Source organism: Calothrix sp. CCY 0018 (genome assembly GCF_963920925.1).
Lineage (GTDB): Bacteria > Cyanobacteriota > Cyanobacteriia > Cyanobacteriales > Nostocaceae > Rivularia.
Window position 1 is genome coordinate 1 of record NZ_CAWUDI010000070.1, and the last position, 17,845, is coordinate 17,845.

16 protein-coding genes are annotated in these 17,845 nt (G+C 38.7%); 13 read left to right on the top strand and 3 right to left on the bottom strand.

Features of this window, described 5'->3' with window-relative positions:
• Positions 1 to 307 precede the first annotated feature (307 nt).
• Positions 308 to 778 (top strand): DNA phosphorothioation-associated protein 4, encoded by a 471-nt coding sequence (locus ACM03V_RS31985; RefSeq protein ID WP_414624845.1) that lies wholly within the window; start codon positions 308 to 310, stop codon positions 776 to 778.
• Between the two features lie 165 nt (positions 779 to 943).
• Here the strand turns inward: ACM03V_RS31985 and ACM03V_RS31990 are convergent, their stop codons facing one another.
• Positions 944 to 1,183: a hypothetical protein gene (locus tag ACM03V_RS31990; protein ID WP_414624846.1), complete on the bottom strand. Its 240-nt coding sequence runs from the start codon at positions 1,181 to 1,183 to the stop codon at positions 944 to 946.
• A gap of 115 nt (positions 1,184 to 1,298) precedes the next feature.
• Between ACM03V_RS31990 and ACM03V_RS31995 the strand changes: the two genes are divergently transcribed.
• Together ACM03V_RS31995 and ACM03V_RS32000 are read left to right on the top strand one after the other, a co-directional pair.
• Complete coding sequence (locus tag ACM03V_RS31995; RefSeq protein WP_414624847.1) at positions 1,299 to 2,582, top strand: aminotransferase class V-fold PLP-dependent enzyme; 1,284 nt, start codon at positions 1,299 to 1,301, stop codon at positions 2,580 to 2,582.
• A 210-nt stretch (positions 2,583 to 2,792) separates the two neighbouring features.
• Positions 2,793 to 3,332 carry a pentapeptide repeat-containing protein gene (locus ACM03V_RS32000; RefSeq protein ID WP_414624848.1) on the top strand — a complete coding sequence of 180 codons (540 nt, stop codon included), beginning with the start codon at positions 2,793 to 2,795 and terminating at the stop codon, positions 3,330 to 3,332.
• Positions 3,333 to 3,361: 29 nt separating this feature from the next.
• On the opposite strand, the gene ACM03V_RS32005 is transcribed toward ACM03V_RS32000, so the two are convergent.
• Positions 3,362 to 4,939, bottom strand: coding sequence for a DGQHR domain-containing protein (locus ACM03V_RS32005; protein ID WP_414624849.1), 1,578 nt, complete (start codon positions 4,937 to 4,939; stop codon positions 3,362 to 3,364).
• 268 nt (positions 4,940 to 5,207) lie between these two features.
• Between ACM03V_RS32005 and dndC the strand changes: the two genes are divergently transcribed.
• The 10 genes from dndC (at position 5,208) to ACM03V_RS32055 (ending at position 17,016) form a co-directional block, all read left to right on the top strand.
• Positions 5,208 to 6,800: a DNA phosphorothioation system sulfurtransferase DndC gene (gene dndC, locus ACM03V_RS32010; RefSeq protein ID WP_414624850.1), complete on the top strand. Its 1,593-nt coding sequence runs from the start codon at positions 5,208 to 5,210 to the stop codon at positions 6,798 to 6,800.
• A 185-nt stretch (positions 6,801 to 6,985) separates the two neighbouring features.
• Positions 6,986 to 8,971, top strand: a complete 1,986-nt coding sequence (dndD, locus tag ACM03V_RS32015) for a DNA sulfur modification protein DndD (protein ID WP_414624851.1) — start codon at positions 6,986 to 6,988, stop codon at positions 8,969 to 8,971.
• Between the two features lie 141 nt (positions 8,972 to 9,112).
• Positions 9,113 to 9,499, top strand: coding sequence for a DNA sulfur modification protein DndE (gene dndE, locus ACM03V_RS32020; protein ID WP_414624852.1), 387 nt, complete (start codon positions 9,113 to 9,115; stop codon positions 9,497 to 9,499).
• Positions 9,500 to 9,682: 183 nt separating this feature from the next.
• Complete coding sequence (locus ACM03V_RS32025; protein ID WP_414624872.1) at positions 9,683 to 11,152, top strand: DNA phosphorothioation-associated putative methyltransferase; 1,470 nt, start codon at positions 9,683 to 9,685, stop codon at positions 11,150 to 11,152.
• A gap of 720 nt (positions 11,153 to 11,872) precedes the next feature.
• Positions 11,873 to 12,277 carry an ABC transporter permease gene (locus tag ACM03V_RS32030; RefSeq protein ID WP_414624853.1) on the top strand — a complete coding sequence of 135 codons (405 nt, stop codon included), beginning with the start codon at positions 11,873 to 11,875 and terminating at the stop codon, positions 12,275 to 12,277.
• A 44-nt stretch (positions 12,278 to 12,321) separates the two neighbouring features.
• Complete coding sequence (locus ACM03V_RS32035) at positions 12,322 to 12,534, top strand: hypothetical protein (protein WP_414624854.1); 213 nt, start codon at positions 12,322 to 12,324, stop codon at positions 12,532 to 12,534.
• 17 nt (positions 12,535 to 12,551) lie between these two features.
• Complete coding sequence (locus ACM03V_RS32040) at positions 12,552 to 13,043, top strand: GNAT family N-acetyltransferase (RefSeq protein WP_414624855.1); 492 nt, start codon at positions 12,552 to 12,554, stop codon at positions 13,041 to 13,043.
• A 365-nt stretch (positions 13,044 to 13,408) separates the two neighbouring features.
• Positions 13,409 to 14,167 (top strand): HEAT repeat domain-containing protein, encoded by a 759-nt coding sequence (locus ACM03V_RS32045; RefSeq protein WP_414624856.1) that lies wholly within the window; start codon positions 13,409 to 13,411, stop codon positions 14,165 to 14,167.
• Between the two features lie 840 nt (positions 14,168 to 15,007).
• A complete protein-coding gene (locus tag ACM03V_RS32050) occupies positions 15,008 to 15,727 on the top strand; it encodes an LEVG family PEP-CTERM protein (protein WP_414624857.1) in 720 nt (239 codons plus the stop codon).
• Positions 15,728 to 16,263: 536 nt separating this feature from the next.
• Positions 16,264 to 17,016: an LEVG family PEP-CTERM protein gene (locus ACM03V_RS32055; RefSeq protein WP_414624858.1), complete on the top strand. Its 753-nt coding sequence runs from the start codon at positions 16,264 to 16,266 to the stop codon at positions 17,014 to 17,016.
• A 248-nt stretch (positions 17,017 to 17,264) separates the two neighbouring features.
• On the opposite strand, the gene ACM03V_RS32060 is transcribed toward ACM03V_RS32055, so the two are convergent.
• The gene (locus tag ACM03V_RS32060; RefSeq protein ID WP_414624859.1) at positions 17,265 to 17,786 is read right to left on the bottom strand and encodes a DUF456 domain-containing protein; all 522 of its coding nucleotides are present in this window, start codon (positions 17,784 to 17,786) and stop codon (positions 17,265 to 17,267) included.
• Between the last annotated feature and the right edge of the window lie 59 nt (positions 17,787 to 17,845).

The following is a 17,845-nucleotide window of genomic DNA, read 5'->3' on the forward strand; positions in this document are numbered from 1 at the left end:
TGCCTTCTGCCTTTTTACGATTATTTAGTTAGCATACCAAGTGCTGAAGAACCATTAACAATTGTCAATAAACATTATATTGTAGGGTGTGTTACGGCATGAGAAGATTTTATTTTAGGTTATAAGTTATAAAATGCCGTAACGCACCAATATTCTGATAAAAAAACCGCAGAGACGCTCTTAGCGCTGAGGAAGAGTGAAAGAGAGTTGGTAATTGGAAAATATAAGATTTTATTTGTAGAAGCTGACTGAAAAAATAAATTAGCAATTAACAACTAACAACTAACAACTAACAACTAATCATAAAATGGCTGAAACTGGAAGAATTAGGGTTGCAAAAGATAAGGCGGAGCTAGTACAAGGTTTAACATCTTGGAATGGTGCAACGGGACCTTTTCAAACTTTTGCCGATGTAGTAGTTTTCGCGGCTACTTTGGGTAAAAAGCACAATCGCCGCGTGCCTTTAGGAGAAATTTCAAAAAGGGAACCTTCACCTATTAAAGTAGAAACTTTTGCTTCAATGGGTTACGACTGGGTAATTAAACTGATCGGAATTACCGAAACTAAGGATATAAAAGTACTTTCGGTAACTGAGGAAGATTCTCAAACTGAACGCAATAATATTTTTGAAGAATATACAAATGGTGGTTTGGAAATACTGCAAACTGAATTACGAGGTGCGGTAGATTATTCAGAAAGGCTTTTGTTGATATTGAGTGGGGAAAGGTTTAAGGAAGAGAAGCAGGAAGAATTTGATTTGAGTAAATTTCTTTCTTGAGAATGCGTCTTCGGGGAATAAACTGGCGGTTGAAACCGCGTCTACACAAACAAAACCCGCCTTCGCGGGTTACAATTCTTCAAAATTCATCCAGCACCGGATTTTCCGCATATTCGGAATTCCCAGCCTTTCACTGGGAACCAGCGAGTACATTAAATTACTTAATTATTCAGTTAGTCTTATCTTAAGTTGCATTGGAGTTAAAAGAAGATTAGACCAGGTTGATGTTGAACGACCAAAGTAAGCAGGATTTCCCCTTCCTTCATTTTTATAAGCTGCTAATAAGTTGATAACAAGGGTGCTTCCCATTTTATTCCATAACTCCTGTGGGGGTTGTTCCCACTTTCCATCCTTAACGAATACACGGAATGCAGCAAGTATGGGGAAAATAAAAGGCTGATACATGGACTATTAACTTCTAACCCGCGAAGGCGGGTTTTGCCTGTGTAGCTGTGGTTTCAACCGCCGGATTATATACGAAATTCTTATTATGATTAATTATAAAAACAGCAAAAACTAGATGAAATCATTTAATAAAACATCAAATAAATTAACTCGTCCAAAATGCCGATCGCACCCTACTATCCAGTTAGATGTTAGCTTTGGCGATTTATACGCTTGTTTCGGCGCTTTCTTTCATCTTATAAATAGACAAAATTGTTTAAATGAGATTAAATCTTTTTGGCACACCGATAAAGAGATTTTAGTAACTTTATCTGTCAGAACTAGTTTAGATTTATTATTGCGATCGTTAAATCTACCTCCGGAATCGGAAGTATTAATGAGCGCGGTTAATATCCGAGAAATGGCGGAAATCATCCGCAGTCACGGGTTAATTCCAGTTCCTATTGATATTTATATAGATACTGTTGCGCCAAATTTAGAATTGTTAGAACAACTAGTTTCTCCTCGAAGCAAAGTATTATTAATTGCACATTTATTTGGTATTATTATTCCTTTGCAGCCTTACGCTGATTTCTGTAAAAAACATCATATTTTATTAGTAGAAGATTGCGCTCAAGCTTTTGCAGGCAAACAATATTATGGATATCCGCAAGCTGATGTTAGTCTATTTAGCTTCGGTGCTATCAAATCTTGTACTGCTTTGGGTGGAGCAGTAGCATTAATTAAAGATAAACAATTAGCTCAAAAAATAGAAGCAATTGAGCAAACATATCTTCAAAAAAGCGAATTTTGGTATTTTAAAAGGATATTTAAGTTCTATTTGCTAAAACTTCTTTCGCTGCCGAGCTTGTATTATCAAATCATCAATTTAATGCGGCTGTTAAATTTGGATGTAGAGTCAACAATAAAAAAAGCAACTCTTGGTTTTCCTACGGGTGATATACTCGCTAAAATTCGCTATCGTACTCCGAAACATCTACTGTGGTTTTTAAATTATAGATTGAGACACTGTGACAATTTTGAAGAGCGTATTCAACGAGGCAAATCTTTTTTAGAAATGTTACCAAAGAATCTTACTATCCCTGGTAACAAAGCTGAGTATAATTCCTTTTGGGTAATGCCGATTTTAATAGATTCCCCTGATACTATGGCTACTAAATTGCGTGCGGAAGGCTTTGATAGTGCCAGGGGAAACCGTAGTTTGTTTGCTATTGACGCAAAACCAAATACAGCAAATCATCTTTTACCAATTCAAAGTCAATATTTAATGGCGCATATTTTGTGTGTACCATTCTCAGATTTATTAACGGTACAAGAATTAGAATATCTAGCGCAGTTAATTACGGTAAATATAGATTGTGAAATTGATGAAACAAAGAATGTTGCAATCTCAAAATAATTCGTGAGTAGTACAATTTGTAAGTAAGTTTAATGTCCGGCGGTTGAAACCGCGTCTACACAAACAAAACCCGCCTGCGCGGGTTTAAATTATTCATAGTCCACGAAGGTGGACTTTGCCTGTGTAGCAGCGGTTTCAACCGCCAGATTATTACTCTTAATTGCGTTTTCCGACGGATTTGAAAAGAACCTATGTTATAGGAGGTTAGTTATGGTCTGGGAAATCACTACTGAAGAGTTGTTGAAAAAATATACTTCCGGCAAGCGAAACTTTGCTGGAGCTGTCGTAGTTAGAAACAAAACTTCTGGGCGAAGCTACATTGACCTTGAAGGTGCTATTTTGCGAGATATTAACTTTCGTGGAGCCGATTTGAGTTTCGCCGATCTTAGAGGTGCTGACTTGAGTGGAGCCGATCTCTTTGGTGCTTCCTTGATAGAAGCTCGGTTGGACAATGCGATTATCAGGGATGCTAATTTGGAATGTGTTACTTTGTGCGGGTGTAATTTGACTAACGCCGACTTGACCGGAACTGCTTTGGATTACATGAATGCTACTGACGCTATCTTCCGTGGAGCCAAACTTACCCCATTTGGACATGCCGTTTTGACTGAAGCTGATTTCCGGGGTGCCACTCCTGCCCTTCACGACATGATCTGTCGTGGAATGAATTTTATTGATAAAACTATTATGTTTGATGGGACTATTGAGTTTGGACCTTATTTTGGAGAATGGAAATCTATCAGCAAATAATTTATTTACGCACAAAAACATCTCCCCCCTCACAAAACCCCCGGCAACCCCACCTTCTTCGGCTCCACAAACTTACCTTTAAAATCCACAGTTTGATCTTCAATTGTTCTAGCTTTAGCTAAATCATTCCTTAATTCTGCACGCTCCATCTGATCTTTAATTCCACCTAATATATAAACGAGTAACCGCGTTGCTAATTCTTTCCCCGCAACTAATACCCGCTTGCGATTGGCATCATACAAAACGCCATACCAAACAGATTTAGGAAATTCCATTCCACTGAAACCGCCTTTACTATCAAAGAGTCGCAGCTTTTCAAAAATTTCTTCGATAGAAAAACCTTTTTCAAATATTAAGATACCTAAAGCCTTTGCTAATGCCATTTGTCCGACGGGACGAAATAATATATTACCTTCTCCCCCATCTTTTTCAAAGCTAAATCTTCTAAACATTGGGGTGTCTTCGTATTCCAATACTTTATAGCTTGGTAAAGTCGCTAAATTATCAAATAATTCTTGAAAATCTTTGATAGCATCTTCTAATTCTTCATCTTCAGGGCGCATGGGAATTAAACCTTTATCCAAGGGTTTCCAATGAGGATATTTGTGTTCTAAATAACGCTCTGACATCTCTTTCAAAGCTTGTAAAGTTGTCAAAACTGTAGATTTTGCTGCAACTGTAGCACTATTCCAATTTACGCGAGATTTCCGATCTTTACGCTGTTCTAAAAGTGGATGACTAACCGCTATCTTTCTAGCAACAATAGAAAAACCATCGTCTTCATTTAACTGTGCTAACTGTCCTTTACTCAAGGGTACAGCCATTAAGTTTACGTGTACGAAAATTGACCTTACCCTGCGTCTTGCTTCTTCGCGGGTTTCCCCTTCTGCAACAGCACAAATAAATTCTATACCGATTTTTTCTTCAGGTAATTGTTCTAAATATTCGGCTTCAACTAAGTATTTATCTGTTAAATTATCGATAGTAATAAAATTGTTAGAAGCAGCTTTATCCTTCTTATAACGCGGTAACTTGCCAGTTTTGAGTATCTCCATTAAACCCTGTACCGCCATCAATCTATGCTGACCATCTAATGCATAAATAGTTACATTTTCTTCAGAAATATCTAGCAAGCCAAATTGCTCGTTTTCATCTAAACTAGTAAATTCCGTAGTAGATTTTTTGGCTCGTCCTTTACTATCCCATTCAGATGCTTTAGAATTATCAACCCAAGACTGACTAATTACAGCTAATACGGGAGGAAATTTATGATTTTTACGCGCTGCTAAATACTGAACTAAAGGTGCTTGTCGCGACCAATCTAATGGACGTTGCTGAATATCATCTATACTTTCTGCGTCAATTTCGATATTATCAGTATCGGGATTGTACTTACTTCGCAATAATGGTAAAAAAGATGCAAAGCGAACTTGAGATGCAAACCATTCCAAAGTGACGGAACCGACGTAAGCTTGAGTACCGCCCATTTCTGTTTTTTGGACTAATAACTGTTTATTTTCACCGACATATTTAGTTAATAGATCGGAAAATCTTTTTTTATCTGTACTGGAAATAACTGCTGCCGAGGTAGATGCACTTTTTTTCATCACAAATCTTAAAAATTTAAAATACTGGCATCCAAATACTATATATAAAAACGATATCAAAACAAAATATTAAACAATAAGTTTTTAAAAACCGCTATTGGTACCTTCTTTATGTAATACTAGTTTTTGCGCTTGTATATGAACCTGAAATAAAAATTTATTTATTTTTCCTAATTTTAAATTTGAGAAATCCAAAATCCCGGACACTTGCTTCAACTCTGGGAACCAGAGCAACGCAGTGTCCTCAAAATCTAAAATCCAAAATCGAATGACTCTTGCCCAACCATCAAAAAAAAGCCAGCCAGCACCCGTTACGGTAATTGATAAAATTCCCGAAATTACTAAAGAAATCCAAGATTTATATTTACTAGACGAAATACCTTGGATTATTGGCGTGTCTTGGGGTAAAGACTCCAGTACGATTCTGCAACTTATTTGGAATGCGATCGCAGCTTTACCAGCAAAGAAACGCGGCAAAAAAATCCATGTAATTACTACGGATACGCTGGTAGAAAATCCGATAGTTTCGGCATGGGTTCGCAATTCGATGCAGTTACTGGGATCTGCTGCGAAAGAAAAAGGGATGCCCATCGAACCTCATTTATTGTTGCCGGTAGTTCAAGATACATTTTGGGTGAATTTAATTGGCAGGGGTTATCCGGCTCCCCGCAATCAATTCCGCTGGTGTACGCCGCGCTTAAAAATCAATCCAGCTAACCAGTTTATTCGGGAAATGGTTAGAGCTAACGGCGAAACAATTTTAGTTTTAGGTACTCGCAAAGCCGAAAGTTCGAGACGTGCTGCCACAATGCAAAAGCATCAAGCGGGTAGAATACGCGATCGTTTGAGTCCGAATGCCAGTTTACCAAACTCTTTGATTTATACTCCCATCGAAGATTGGAGCAACAATGATGTGTGGATTTACCTCAATCAATGTGAAAATCCTTGGGGAGGTAATAACAAAGATTTATTTTCGATGTATCGCGGTGCAACGGCAGATAACGAATGTCCTTTAGTTGTCGATACTTCTACCCCCAGTTGCGGCGATTCGCGGTTTGGCTGTTGGGTTTGCACGATGGTGACAAAAGATAAATCAATGGAGGCAATGATTCAGAATGATGAAGAAAAAGAATGGATGCAGCCGCTTTTAGATATTCGTAACGAGTTAGATATTCAAGACGACCACGATAAGCGAGATTTTCGCCGAATTTGGGGCAAAGTGCAGCTTTTTGAGCGCAATAAAGATGGTCAAACATCAGTGCAACCAGTACCAGGTCCCTATACAAAATATTGGCGCGAACATTGGTTAACCACAGTATTGTCAGCACAAACTCAAGCTCGTCAAACTGCGCCGGAAGATATGCGCGATATTACTTTAATTACCCCAGATGAACTGAGTGAAATCAGACGCATTTGGTTGGAAGAAAAACACGAATTTGACGATAGTTTACCCCGAATTTATCAAGAAGTGACACAACAAACTTTTGTAGACTCCCGCCCCGGCGCGGGTTACAGTTTATTAGGCAGCGATGAATGGGCAGTATTAGAAGAAATCTGTGAAAATGACGCGATGCATTTAGAATTGATGGCGAAACTATTAGATACAGAGCGTCAATATCGCAAAAAATCGCGTCGCGTCGGAATCTACGATGCCTTAGAAAAATGTTTTGAAACAAGCTCCCGAACTCAGGAAGACGCAATTAAAAACGCCCACTTCAAACGCGACTTAAAAAATGCTGCTGGTAAAGGAGATATCGACAAAGTAAAACAGTTGACTTTAGGCGATGTTACAGCAGAGAAAGCAGCAGAAAAACCAGAAGAATCTAAAACTTGGGCAGACAAAAAATTTAAAAAACAATGAACAATGAACAATTATCAATTATCAATGAATAATAAATCTCCGCAAGACTTACTATACAAAAGAAATAATACTCCTGTATTATTCATCGCAATTTCTTCCTCCTACTTTTCCCTGTTCCCTCTTACCTGCTATTGATAACATCATAATAATTGATAATTGTTCATTGATAATTGATAATTGATTACATGATATTCCTCGAACTTGTTTTAGAAAACTTTGGCCCATATTGCGGTCGTCAGGTAATAAATTTACAGCCAAATGATAAGGAAGTTCCTCGTCCAATTATTCTTGTAGGCGGAATGAATGGTGGAGGAAAAACAACTTTTATGGATGCGATTCGTTTGGCACTTTACGGACATCGCGCTCAATGTTCTACTCGCGGAAATTTGAGCTATCATGACTTTCTTAATCAATGCGTAAATACCCATAAATCACCTACAGATAAAACTCGCGTTGAGCTAGCTTTTGAACATATTGAAAACGATAAACCCGTTAGATATCGTGTAGTTAGAACTTGGGAAAAAAATCCTAAAGATGGTAAAGACCATTTAGGCATTTTAGATATTCGTGAAAACGATGAATGGTTGGATGAGGGATTGGTAAGTATATGGGACGAATATATTGAAAATCTCTTACCTTTAGGAATTTCTAACCTATTTTTATTTGATGGCGAACAGGTAAAAGAACTAGCAGAACAAGAACAGCCACCATACATTGTAGTTGAAGCGATTCGCGCCCTTTTAGGTTTAGAATTAGCGGAACGTTTGACAGTAGATTTAGAAATATTAGTCAACCGCAAACGTAAAGAACTTGTAGATACAAAAGAGCTAGCAAATTTAGAAGAAATAGAAAAGCAGCTTACATATTTACAGTCAGAATACGAAGAAACTAAAGATGTAGAAAAACAAGAATTAGAATTTTTACAGCAAGCAGAAAAAGAACAGCAAGAAGCCTTTGATAAATTCCTCAGTGAAGGTGGAAAAATTGCTTCAGAAAGCAGTCAATTAGAACAGCAGAAAATAGAAAAGACTAAGCAAGCAGAAAACACCCGTCAGGAAATGAGTGAATTAACAGCGGGCGTTTTACCATTAAAATTAATTGAATCATTATTAAATCAAGCTCAACAACAAGGAGAAGCAGAATTAAAAATTCAACAGCAGCAAATAGCCAGAGATATACTAGTAGAACGAGATAAGCGTTTACTTAATTTGATTAATGAAATAGATATCGCCGAAGATAAATTTGCTCAAATAAAAACCTTTCTAGACGAAGACGTACAAACAATAAATACATCTTTAAAAGAATCACCTTGGTTGTTAGCAGATGCAGAAAGTTTGAGTCAATTAGGAAATATTTTGTACTACTTGCAAACTGCTAAAAATACCGCCAAACAGCAATTAGAGCAATTAAAAAACAAAGAAGAAGAAATAATTACTATCTTAAGACAAATACAGGCAGCAGCAGCACCGGAAGATTATCAAAAATTAGTAGAATTAGTCAAAGAAGCACAAGATAAAGTTACCAATATTAAAACTAGTTGTGAAACAGTTACTCGTCGCTTAATAGAACTACAAACAGAAATTGATAAATTAAAAAAAGACTTAACAGAATATAGCGTCCAAACCATCGAGCGTAATAGTAAAGAAAATATTATAGATGCATCAATAAGAGTACAAGAAACCCTCAAACTATTTCGCGAACGACTTACCTTAAGAAAACTGAATAAATTAGAAAACGAAGTCACAGAATGCTTCCGCTACCTGCTCCACAAATCCGACTTAGTACACCGCATCATCATCGACACCAATACCTTCAGCCTTTCTTTATACGACTCAAACTCAAAACCAGTTGACAAACATCGGCTATCAGCAGGTGAAAAACAACTATTAGCGATCGCCTTCCTCTGGGCACTAGCGAGAGTATCCGGGCACAACTTACCCGTAGCCATAGACACCCCATTAGGAAGATTAGACTCATCCCACCGCAGCAACCTCATAGAAAGATATTTTCCTTCAGCATCCCATCAGGTAATATTACTTTCCACCGACACAGAAATAGCCCAAAAAGAAGTAAAAACCCTCCGTAAGAATGAGGCGATCGCCCGCGAATACGTCCTCAAATATTCCCCAGAAACTCGTCAAACAACGGTAGAATCAGGGTATTTTTGGTAATTGAGCATGGGGAGATAGGGAGATGGGGGGACAAGGAGAATTTTAACCTTAACCTCAATTACTTCTAACTCCTTGAATCTAAAATCTAAAATCTCATACCCAATTACCAATTACCAATTACCCAATTCCCATTTTTAAATCATGGAATCACCAATCGAACGCATCCGCTTATCCCAAGCAGGCAAAGATCAACTGTTAAAGCTGAGACGCTTTACAAAAATTGATCAGTGGAATATCCTTTGCCGCTGGGGGTTTTGTCGTTCCCTCGCGGAAAAAAGTATTCCTTCTCCCGTACCGATACCTCAAGATAGTAACGTCGAATTAAACTGGCGAATATTTGGCGGTGAAATGTCCGATATTTTGCTCATGGCGCTCAAACAACGCTGCCATAATGACGGCTTGGGTACCGATAAAGAAACCCTTGTAACTCAATTTCGTTTACATTTACATCGCGGCATCGGCTATTTAGCAGGAGATCCGAATATTAAGAAAATTGAAGACTTGATTGAATTAGCAGTTGAAAAATAGGGAGTAGGGAGCAGGGAGCAGGAGAGGGGAAAGAGGGGGGAAGATTCAATTATTCTTAACTCCTAACTCCTAACTCCTAACTCCTAACTGCTAACTATTCCTAATGCCCAATGCCCAATGCCCTATTCCCTCTTTACTCTTCTATGAGATAATAATTGCCAATTGCGAATGGGATTTGTAGAGATGCTAGAAGACTTAGCAATTGAACGCCACAGAGCAGCAATTTACCGTACAGACTTATCCCGTCCAATAAAATTGGCAGTCGAATTTGAAATTATTAATACCAAGACGACGTTTTTTGACTATGGATGCGGACATGGCAGTGATGTAAAAAAATTGGCTGCTATGAACATCAAAAGTGCGGGTTGGGACCCTTATTACAATCCCGATGCACGCTTGAAATCTGCCCATGTAGTTAATCTCGGCTATGTTCTCAATGTCATCGAAGATACCGACGAACGTTTTAAAAGTCTTAAAAAGGCGTGGAAACTAACTAAGAAAGTATTAATAGTTGCTGCCCAAGTATTAGTAAACACCCCTAGTAGCAAAAATCAATTAGCTTATGGCGATGGTATAGTAACTTGTCGCAATACTTTTCAGAAATATTACGAACAGGGAGAACTTAAACAATATATTGATAGCACCTTAGAAGTTGATGCCGTACCCGTAGCGCTGGGCATTTACTTTGTGTTTCGCGACGAACAAGAAAAAGAAAACTTTCGTGTAGAGTGCTATCGTTCCCGCGTCATTGCGCCGAGAATTATTCTTGCTACTAAAAAATATCAAGACTGCAAACAGGAATTAGCACCATTAATTAAATTCTATACAAAACGTGGAAGGCTGCCGGTTGAAGGGGAATTAGAGCCAGAAGCCGAAGCAAAAATACTAGTTGAATTTACCAGCATTCGCCGTGCTTTCAAAGTAATATTGCAAGCAACAGACGAAGCCGAATGGGATGCGATCGCCTACCGTCGTTCTTTAGATATCCAAGTTTATCTTGCTTTAGTTCAGTTTGAGGAAGAACGTCCCAGATTCTCAGAGCTACCAGAAGCAATCCGCCATGACATCAAAGCTTTTTTCGGTTCATATCGGGATGCTTGCGAAGTCGCCGACGGAAAGTTATTTAGTTTGGGCGAACCTAAAATTATTAGAGCAGCCTGCAACAAAAGTAAAGTTGGTAAATTTACTCCCAGCGCTCTTTACGTTCACACAAAAGCATTGTGGGAATTAGATCCATTACTGCGAATCTACGAAGGTTGCGCCAGCCGGGTATTTGGAAGGCCACAAGAAACAACATTAATTAAACTTCACATCGAAAAACCACAAATATCTTACCTGTACTATCCTGATTTCGATACCGATGCTCATCCAGCATTAAAAGCGAGCATAGTAATCGACTTACAAACATTCAAAATCACTCGCGGCGACTACTCTACCAGAGAAAATCCCCCCATACTGCACCGAAAAGAAACATTTGTAACACCCAAATACCCTCTCTACGAAGAATTTGCTCAACTCACCCAACTTGAAGTAGCACAAGGATTATTTGAAAATCCCAGCGAAATCGGAACCCGTAACGGCTGGCAAGAATGCCTAGACGAACGCGGTATAGAAATAAGAGGACATCAGATTTATAAAATAACTTGGGAATAGGGCATTGGGAATTGGGAATTGGGAATAGTTAGGAGTTAGGAGTTAAGAGCTATTTATTTTTCTCCTTGTCTCCCCATCATCCCATCTCCCCCTGAGCCGCACCCTTGCGGGTGAACGGGTTGCGCCACTTGCCTGACTGTCGGGGAACCCGCCCAACGCAGTGGCTGTGCGATCTCCCCTTCTCAAAAATCGGCGTATTGGCACTACAAAAAAGTGCAGATGTGTCAAGATATCGTTCATGTTTTAATCGAATCAATTTTTTACGACGGCCAGGGTGTAAGCATCAACTAATCCATAATGGTGATTTATAGTACTTTACGAATTAGGCGATATTTTAGTAATAAATATGTCTATACCCTCTGTGCTACTAACCGCATTTACCAAAATTTAAATCGCATAAAGTAAAGAATCTAAGGGTAATTTGAACCATTGTGGGCACTCTGGCTGAAAACTAAATTTGGAGGATTGCAAGTATCAATTGTTATTTTATAAGCGTTAATGCTTAGCAGGCAGTTAGTAAAATAACTTACTTGTAAATGGGAAACCTTTCCTATTTAAAATAATTGTAATTAGCGGTTTACGGTAAAAACCCATGCCTTGATTTACAGCTTGATATCTAAACTGCTGCATCTGCTCAACTAAATTTAGATTGCCAGTGTTTGCCCCTTGGAGCCAAGACTTCTTAGAAAGCGGAAACCAAGTAAAAAATGTTGGAGATTTATGGGGCAAGAATTCGTTGGGATTGTATCGATTGTCATTCTGATGGCGATAGGGGTTATACTCGGCTATGTTCTTTCTCAATTAATTTTGGGATATTTAACGCTGAATTTGATAACTTTTCTGGGAACTATAAGCTTAATAATTATTTTCGGCACCTTATATTTTGTTCTATTTTGGGAATTTAAAAAGCGTCAGTCGCCCTCCTTTTCTCCACAACCGTCATATCCAACACCAGAACCCACAGCCGATGCACACTTGCAAAATCAACTCTTTGCTTTGGTTGGTGGCGATAGGGGCACTGCAACCCGCTTAGTCGAACAACTAAAGCAAAATCATCCCGATATGTCAGAAAATTGGTATTGGCAAAGGGCGATCGCCGACTTAGAAAGGGACAGGGAGCGCTAAAATAGTTTAACTAAACTAAAAACTAATTACTAAAAGTTCTACACATGGCAATATTACGTCAATACATTGCTCCCTTAATCGCGGTACTAATTTTCGGCTTAGCCCTGGTAGCAGTTAGCGCCCGTATCTTTTTACCATCAGATATGGCAGCCCCCGCACCCATCGAAGAAGGTGTAGGAAGATTGTCCAATGGTGTAGCACCAGAATTTGCATCTTTAATTTCTCCTTCCCTCGAAGACAGCAGCAACAAAATATAAGCGAGCGAACGTTATTAGTGGCAGAAAAACTACTACAGGATTATACAGTTCGTTCCGGCTCAACCAAGGATTTCGCGCTGCTGGTAAAATTCATGCAGCGCACCTACCAAGATATGTTTCCGCAACAAGATTTTTCACATTTATCGCAAACAGTCGAGCAATATCTTTCCAAAGACACGCCTTTATGGTGGGTAGAATATTCCGCAGAAAAAAAAGAACAAGTAGATATATTTCCCACCCGCCCAATTGCTTGCTTGTGGATGGGAAACGCCATCGATCAAATTAGCGGATTGCGTCACGCACACATATTTCTTCTCTACGTCACCCCAGAATATCGGCGCAAAGGAATAGGAACAGCCTTGATGGAGTACGCCGAAAATTGGGCAAAACAAAGAGGTGACAATCAAATAGCATTACAGGTATTTCAAACAAACACCCCCGCACTAAACCTTTACAACCAGCTTGGCTATCAAATCCAATCCTTATGGATGGTTAAACCTTTGCAGTGAACAGTTATCAATTATCAGTGAACAGTTATCAATTATCAATTACCAGTACTTCACAAGTAAGAAGTAGTAAGTAAGAAGTAAGAAGTAATACCTCTACCTTTTAGGTAGAGGATTCAAATAATGATAAATTTGGTTTTTATTCGTCTTTAAAAGACGAGGCTTTATACCATATTTCGGGCTAAAATTTATTACTTCTTACTTATTACTTTTTACTTCGCGACTTTTGCCCGAAGGGCTTTGGTGACTAATAACTCCTAACTCCTAACTAATTCCCCTTGTCCCCTTGTCCCCCCATCCCCCCATCTCCCCATCTCCATGCCCCCATCCTCTTCCCAAAAATACTGGGTAATGGTAATTTTAAAATTATGTATGATGCAGATGACCATTACCTACTTGATGTCGAAGCGGAGCTAGAAAGCCCTCTAGATAAGATGGAGCCGCTGGATGCGGAATCGGAAGCGGCAAAACCCGATCCGGAGGCTATGTTAGCGCTGCTTGAAAATCCTCAGCCACAGCAGAAAATGTTGGCGGCACGTGCTTTTTGTGATATTGAAGATGCTCGCGCTACTCCTCATTTAATTCGCTTATTAACAGATGTTTGTCCTCTGGTGCGGGTAAGTGCGGCATATGGCATTGGACGCAATCCCAGTCCGGATGCGGTTGAACCGTTGATTAACCAATATAACCAAGATTGGAATGGTCACGTGCGAAAAGGTGTGGTTTGGGCGTTGGGAAATTGTCGAGATGCGCGTTGTTTAGCGTCTTTAGCCGATGCTTTAAGAACCGATATTTCCGCCGTGCGATTGTGGGCTGCTAGTTCTCTAGCACAAATGGCAGAAGTGGGTTACGAAGCTGTTGTCGGTGCAATGCCAGCTTTGATTGAAGGCTTGGTAAAAGACTCTGTGCCAGCAGTGCGGAGTAATTGCGCTTGGACGATTGGACAATTATGCCGCGAATTACCTTCTAATATTGTTTACGCTACTGCTATTGATGCTTTGATTGAAGCTTTTGCTGAAGATGGAGATTTAGGAGTGCGTGAGGATACTAAAGCCGCATTATTAGGAGTGGGCGATCCTCGCGGACTTCAATTAATCGAAACTCTCGAACAAGAAGGCTGGTTTTGAGACAGCGAACAGTGAACAGTTAGCAGTTAGCAGTTAGCAGTTAGCAGTTACCACCTGCAATTACTTCCAATACGCTAAGCAAATTACAAATATAATTTCTTCTTCTACTCCCTCCTGCTCGGTAATCGTAAAACCGGGAAGGGAGTAACTAAAATAATATTGAAAATCGCAGCAAATATGTAGTTAGGTGAAGCTTAGTACTGCTCTCAACTAAGGCTTTTGAGGTATTTTAATCATTTGACACGGTAATAAAGCACTTTTAGCAACCAAGTGGTTGGAAAAACACTGTGAGTTTATACGGATGAGTATAGGGGAAAGTGGTTGAGTTGAACCCATTTGTTGAAAGCGATCGCCACAGAAAATCTTTCTTGAGATTTAGATGCAGGTAATTATCATGCAGTGTTAATGCAGTTCCAGGGAAATGATTTTCTCCTAAATCTCAGGGAGAACGCTGTATTTTGCGGCTTGTACCTACAGTCTTCCTATCACCTATTTTTCAGAAGCTAAACTGATAAAACTACGAGAATATTTTTTTAAATTTGATTCTTTACAAAGTTTGGCGATAAACATCCATAAGTTTTCACTTTCGATCCGAATCACTCACTTTTATATAACTATCTTTATTACATCTACTACGCAATTGGATGTATTTTTAAGAGTTTTCGATTTAAGTAGTTTACCTGAATTTATTAGCAATATTAAGTTGCGATGAATACTAAACGTAAGGGATGACATATTTACCTGCTCAGAAATACTATACAAATATAGATACGAGGAAATACACAAACCGACTATCTAAGACAGCTTTAAAAAAATCAGTATTTTTTAGAGAGATTAACAATGAAAAATATCAAAAAGTTAGTAAAAACCCTTGCAGTTTCCACCATTGGGTTAGGTATTGTTACCGTATCAATCTCAGAAGCACAAGCAGTTTCATTGGTTCCTCAAAGAGAAGGTGAAATAAAAACCAACCTTGGCTGTTTAGATCCTGCCAACTGTATCGATACAGAATCAGAACTTGGTTACAAAGTTACAAGTTTCGGATTTGAAGACTTCGATCCAAGCCGCTTGTTTTCTGATGACAGAGGTACTACAAATAATTATGCAATGGGGATTGAATTCATCCTTGACGAGGAAGGAACAAGACCAGATGCAGACCAGTTTTATTTACGTCCGGTAGCTTTTAAAAATGGTCAAGCTGTTGAAGATGGACGTTTAGAAGTTGGTTTGTTTGAGTTCGATTTTGGCAGAAATATTAGCGAGATAAAACTAGACTTCTTTGATGTTGAGTATGCTAATTCCACCAAAATCTTTGTCGATGGACAAATAGTCAAAACAGTGGCAAGTGGGGCTAATAGCAATATCCAAAGTGTAGTATTGAAAGATTTGAGTAAGTTCACAGTTCAGCTTGGTGAACCAGGAGGTAAATTCGGTACTGGTGATGGTGTTGCACTACAAGTGAGCGTACCTGAATCTGAAAACTTCATCGGCTTAAGCGCTTTAGCAGTAGCTGGTGTACTTACCCTCAAGCGTCGCAAAACAGCTTCACAAAAAGCTTGAATTCCACTGGTAATTTCCCCTTACTTATTAGATTAAGGGGTTGCATCTCACCACTCAAATATTTTAAATATTATTGGTTGCAAAAATCTTCAATATTTAGGCATCTACACCGATAAAAATATTCCCTTCTCTTTAAACTTCCGCCGAGTAGCTAGATAATCTAACCTTTTTCGTTCAATTATCTAACTACTCGTTTTTTTGGCTTTTAAGATATTAGCGATTCTACTTAAATTTCCTAGTTATCACGGATAAAAAAAATATAAGTTTGAAGTTAGACGTTTAAACAATGACAAAAACAGTATTTATTCGGTATATATAGCAATTCAAAGCTAGTTTTCAATAATTACCTTTACGGCGATTAACGCAATTACTCGGAAGAAAATTAGATTTTTATCTCAAAATAAAGTTTGGGTTAATTCTACTCGTTAGGGCTTACGTTTTTGCAGGTTTGTCTATTAGCTTAGTAAGTAATCAGAGGCGGACAAAACAAATCAATTACTGCCTCACTTTTATAAAGAGAACAAGGGAAATAAATCATGCGTAAGTTTAACGTTATTGCTGCTGTTTTAGGTTTGGGTTTAGGATTCGCTGCTGCTGCTCCTGCTGCTAATGCTGCTAGTCTCATACCTCAACAAGAAGGTGAAATTCAATTAACAAACCTTCAAGTTCTAGATCCCAATCAAGCTATTAATACCAGCGATTTCGGTTTCAGCGTTACAAGTTTACTATTCGACACTGATAATTCTCAGCAAGTCAATTACGGACTCAGCAGATTATTTGTTGATGCGAAAGGAACTGCAAACAGTTACGGTACTGGTACTGGTGCTGTTAAATTCAAGACAAGAGATGGCGGAACAACTGAAGGTGACGGAGAATTTTGGCTCCGTGCTGCGGCTATCCAAACCGATGGTGTCGCATCTGAAGGCGGTGAATTAGAAGTAGGTCGCTTCAGATTTGACTTTGAAAGAGTACTTGACGAAATTACCATTGACTTCTTTGATACAGAAACATCACTCTTTAGCGGAATCCTTGAAGTCAACGGACAGAGTGTTGAAGATTTCTTGGCAGCAGGGGCAGATGGTAATGTCCAATCAAAAACATTGTCTAATGTAAAATCTTTGGTATTACAGCTTGGTAAGGATGATGGTAAAGGAAAAGGTGACGGTGTAACCATTTCTGGAGTAGAAATTGTTAAATCCGTACCCGAACCCACAACAACTTTCAGCCTTGGTGCTTTAGCAGTAGCTGGTATGTTTGGTGTTAAAAAGCGTAAAAATTTCAAAAAGTAGGCTGTTTAAATAAACGAACATTGCAAAACCTTTTTTAGAGCTTTTTTAAATCCGCTATTTACGAACCGCAGGAATATACTCGTTGCAACAAATGCTAGTGTATTCAATTTCAAACAAAAATAATTCTTATAGGAGGCTTTCGTCTCATGCTTTTTGTATAGAGTTTTTAATTTGATGTGACATTTTATTGGAGTATAGAATTTGATTCTATGCTCCAATTTTATTGTTATGGGGCTTTCGTACAATATTTAACTTCCGAACACCTGCGGCCAAGTTGTAAAAACAAAAAGTATAACTGCCCCAAGAGCTAAAAAACCCTGGATAATATTTCCAATCAAACTGCCTACAACAATTCCCACACCTGCTTTAACTGCGACTACTAAATCTTTTCGATAAATTAGTTCACCAATAATTGCTCCCAAAAGTGGGCCAATAAAAATTCCGATCAAAGGGCCACCAACAACTAAAAAAGGTGGTAACAACCCGAAGAATGCTACTGCTAATCCAACCATTGAACCAATTTGACCCCATTTACTTGCACCAGCTTTTTTGGCTCCCCAGTATGCAGCTAAAAAATCAATCCCCATACTCAGCAACAAAACCACCCCGGTAACAATCAAAGGTACGCTAATCGCAGCAAAAGTACCTTTAACAAATCCCCAAATAATAATTCCAATTAAAATTAAACTCGTTCCCGGAACACCAGGAACAACAGCACCAATCACACCCGCGAGCATCAAGGCAATTATTAAGCTGTAGATAAGTTGCATATTTCTTAGTTATTAATTTTAAGTCTAGGGTAATGGGTAATGGGTAATTGGTAGTTGGT

Bases quoted from the DNA above. Each gene is read 5' to 3' on its own strand.
- ACM03V_RS31985 (WP_414624845.1), top strand. From the start codon at position 308: ATGGCTGAAACTGGAAGAATTAGGGTTGCAAAAGATAAGGCGGAGCTA.
- ACM03V_RS31990 (WP_414624846.1), bottom strand. From the start codon at position 1,183: ATGTATCAGCCTTTTATTTTCCCCATACTTGCTGCATTCCGTGTATTC.
- ACM03V_RS31995 (WP_414624847.1), top strand. From the start codon at position 1,299: ATGAAATCATTTAATAAAACATCAAATAAATTAACTCGTCCAAAATGC.
- ACM03V_RS32000 (WP_414624848.1), top strand. From the start codon at position 2,793: ATGGTCTGGGAAATCACTACTGAAGAGTTGTTGAAAAAATATACTTCC.
- ACM03V_RS32005 (WP_414624849.1), bottom strand. From the start codon at position 4,939: ATGAAAAAAAGTGCATCTACCTCGGCAGCAGTTATTTCCAGTACAGAT.
- dndC (WP_414624850.1), top strand. From the start codon at position 5,208: ATGACTCTTGCCCAACCATCAAAAAAAAGCCAGCCAGCACCCGTTACG.
- dndD (WP_414624851.1), top strand. From the start codon at position 6,986: ATGATATTCCTCGAACTTGTTTTAGAAAACTTTGGCCCATATTGCGGT.
- dndE (WP_414624852.1), top strand. From the start codon at position 9,113: ATGGAATCACCAATCGAACGCATCCGCTTATCCCAAGCAGGCAAAGAT.
- ACM03V_RS32025 (WP_414624872.1), top strand. From the start codon at position 9,683: ATGCTAGAAGACTTAGCAATTGAACGCCACAGAGCAGCAATTTACCGT.
- ACM03V_RS32030 (WP_414624853.1), top strand. From the start codon at position 11,873: ATGGGGCAAGAATTCGTTGGGATTGTATCGATTGTCATTCTGATGGCG.
- ACM03V_RS32035 (WP_414624854.1), top strand. From the start codon at position 12,322: ATGGCAATATTACGTCAATACATTGCTCCCTTAATCGCGGTACTAATT.
- ACM03V_RS32045 (WP_414624856.1), top strand. From the start codon at position 13,409: ATGTATGATGCAGATGACCATTACCTACTTGATGTCGAAGCGGAGCTA.
- ACM03V_RS32050 (WP_414624857.1), top strand. From the start codon at position 15,008: ATGAAAAATATCAAAAAGTTAGTAAAAACCCTTGCAGTTTCCACCATT.
- ACM03V_RS32055 (WP_414624858.1), top strand. From the start codon at position 16,264: ATGCGTAAGTTTAACGTTATTGCTGCTGTTTTAGGTTTGGGTTTAGGA.
- ACM03V_RS32060 (WP_414624859.1), bottom strand. From the start codon at position 17,786: ATGCAACTTATCTACAGCTTAATAATTGCCTTGATGCTCGCGGGTGTG.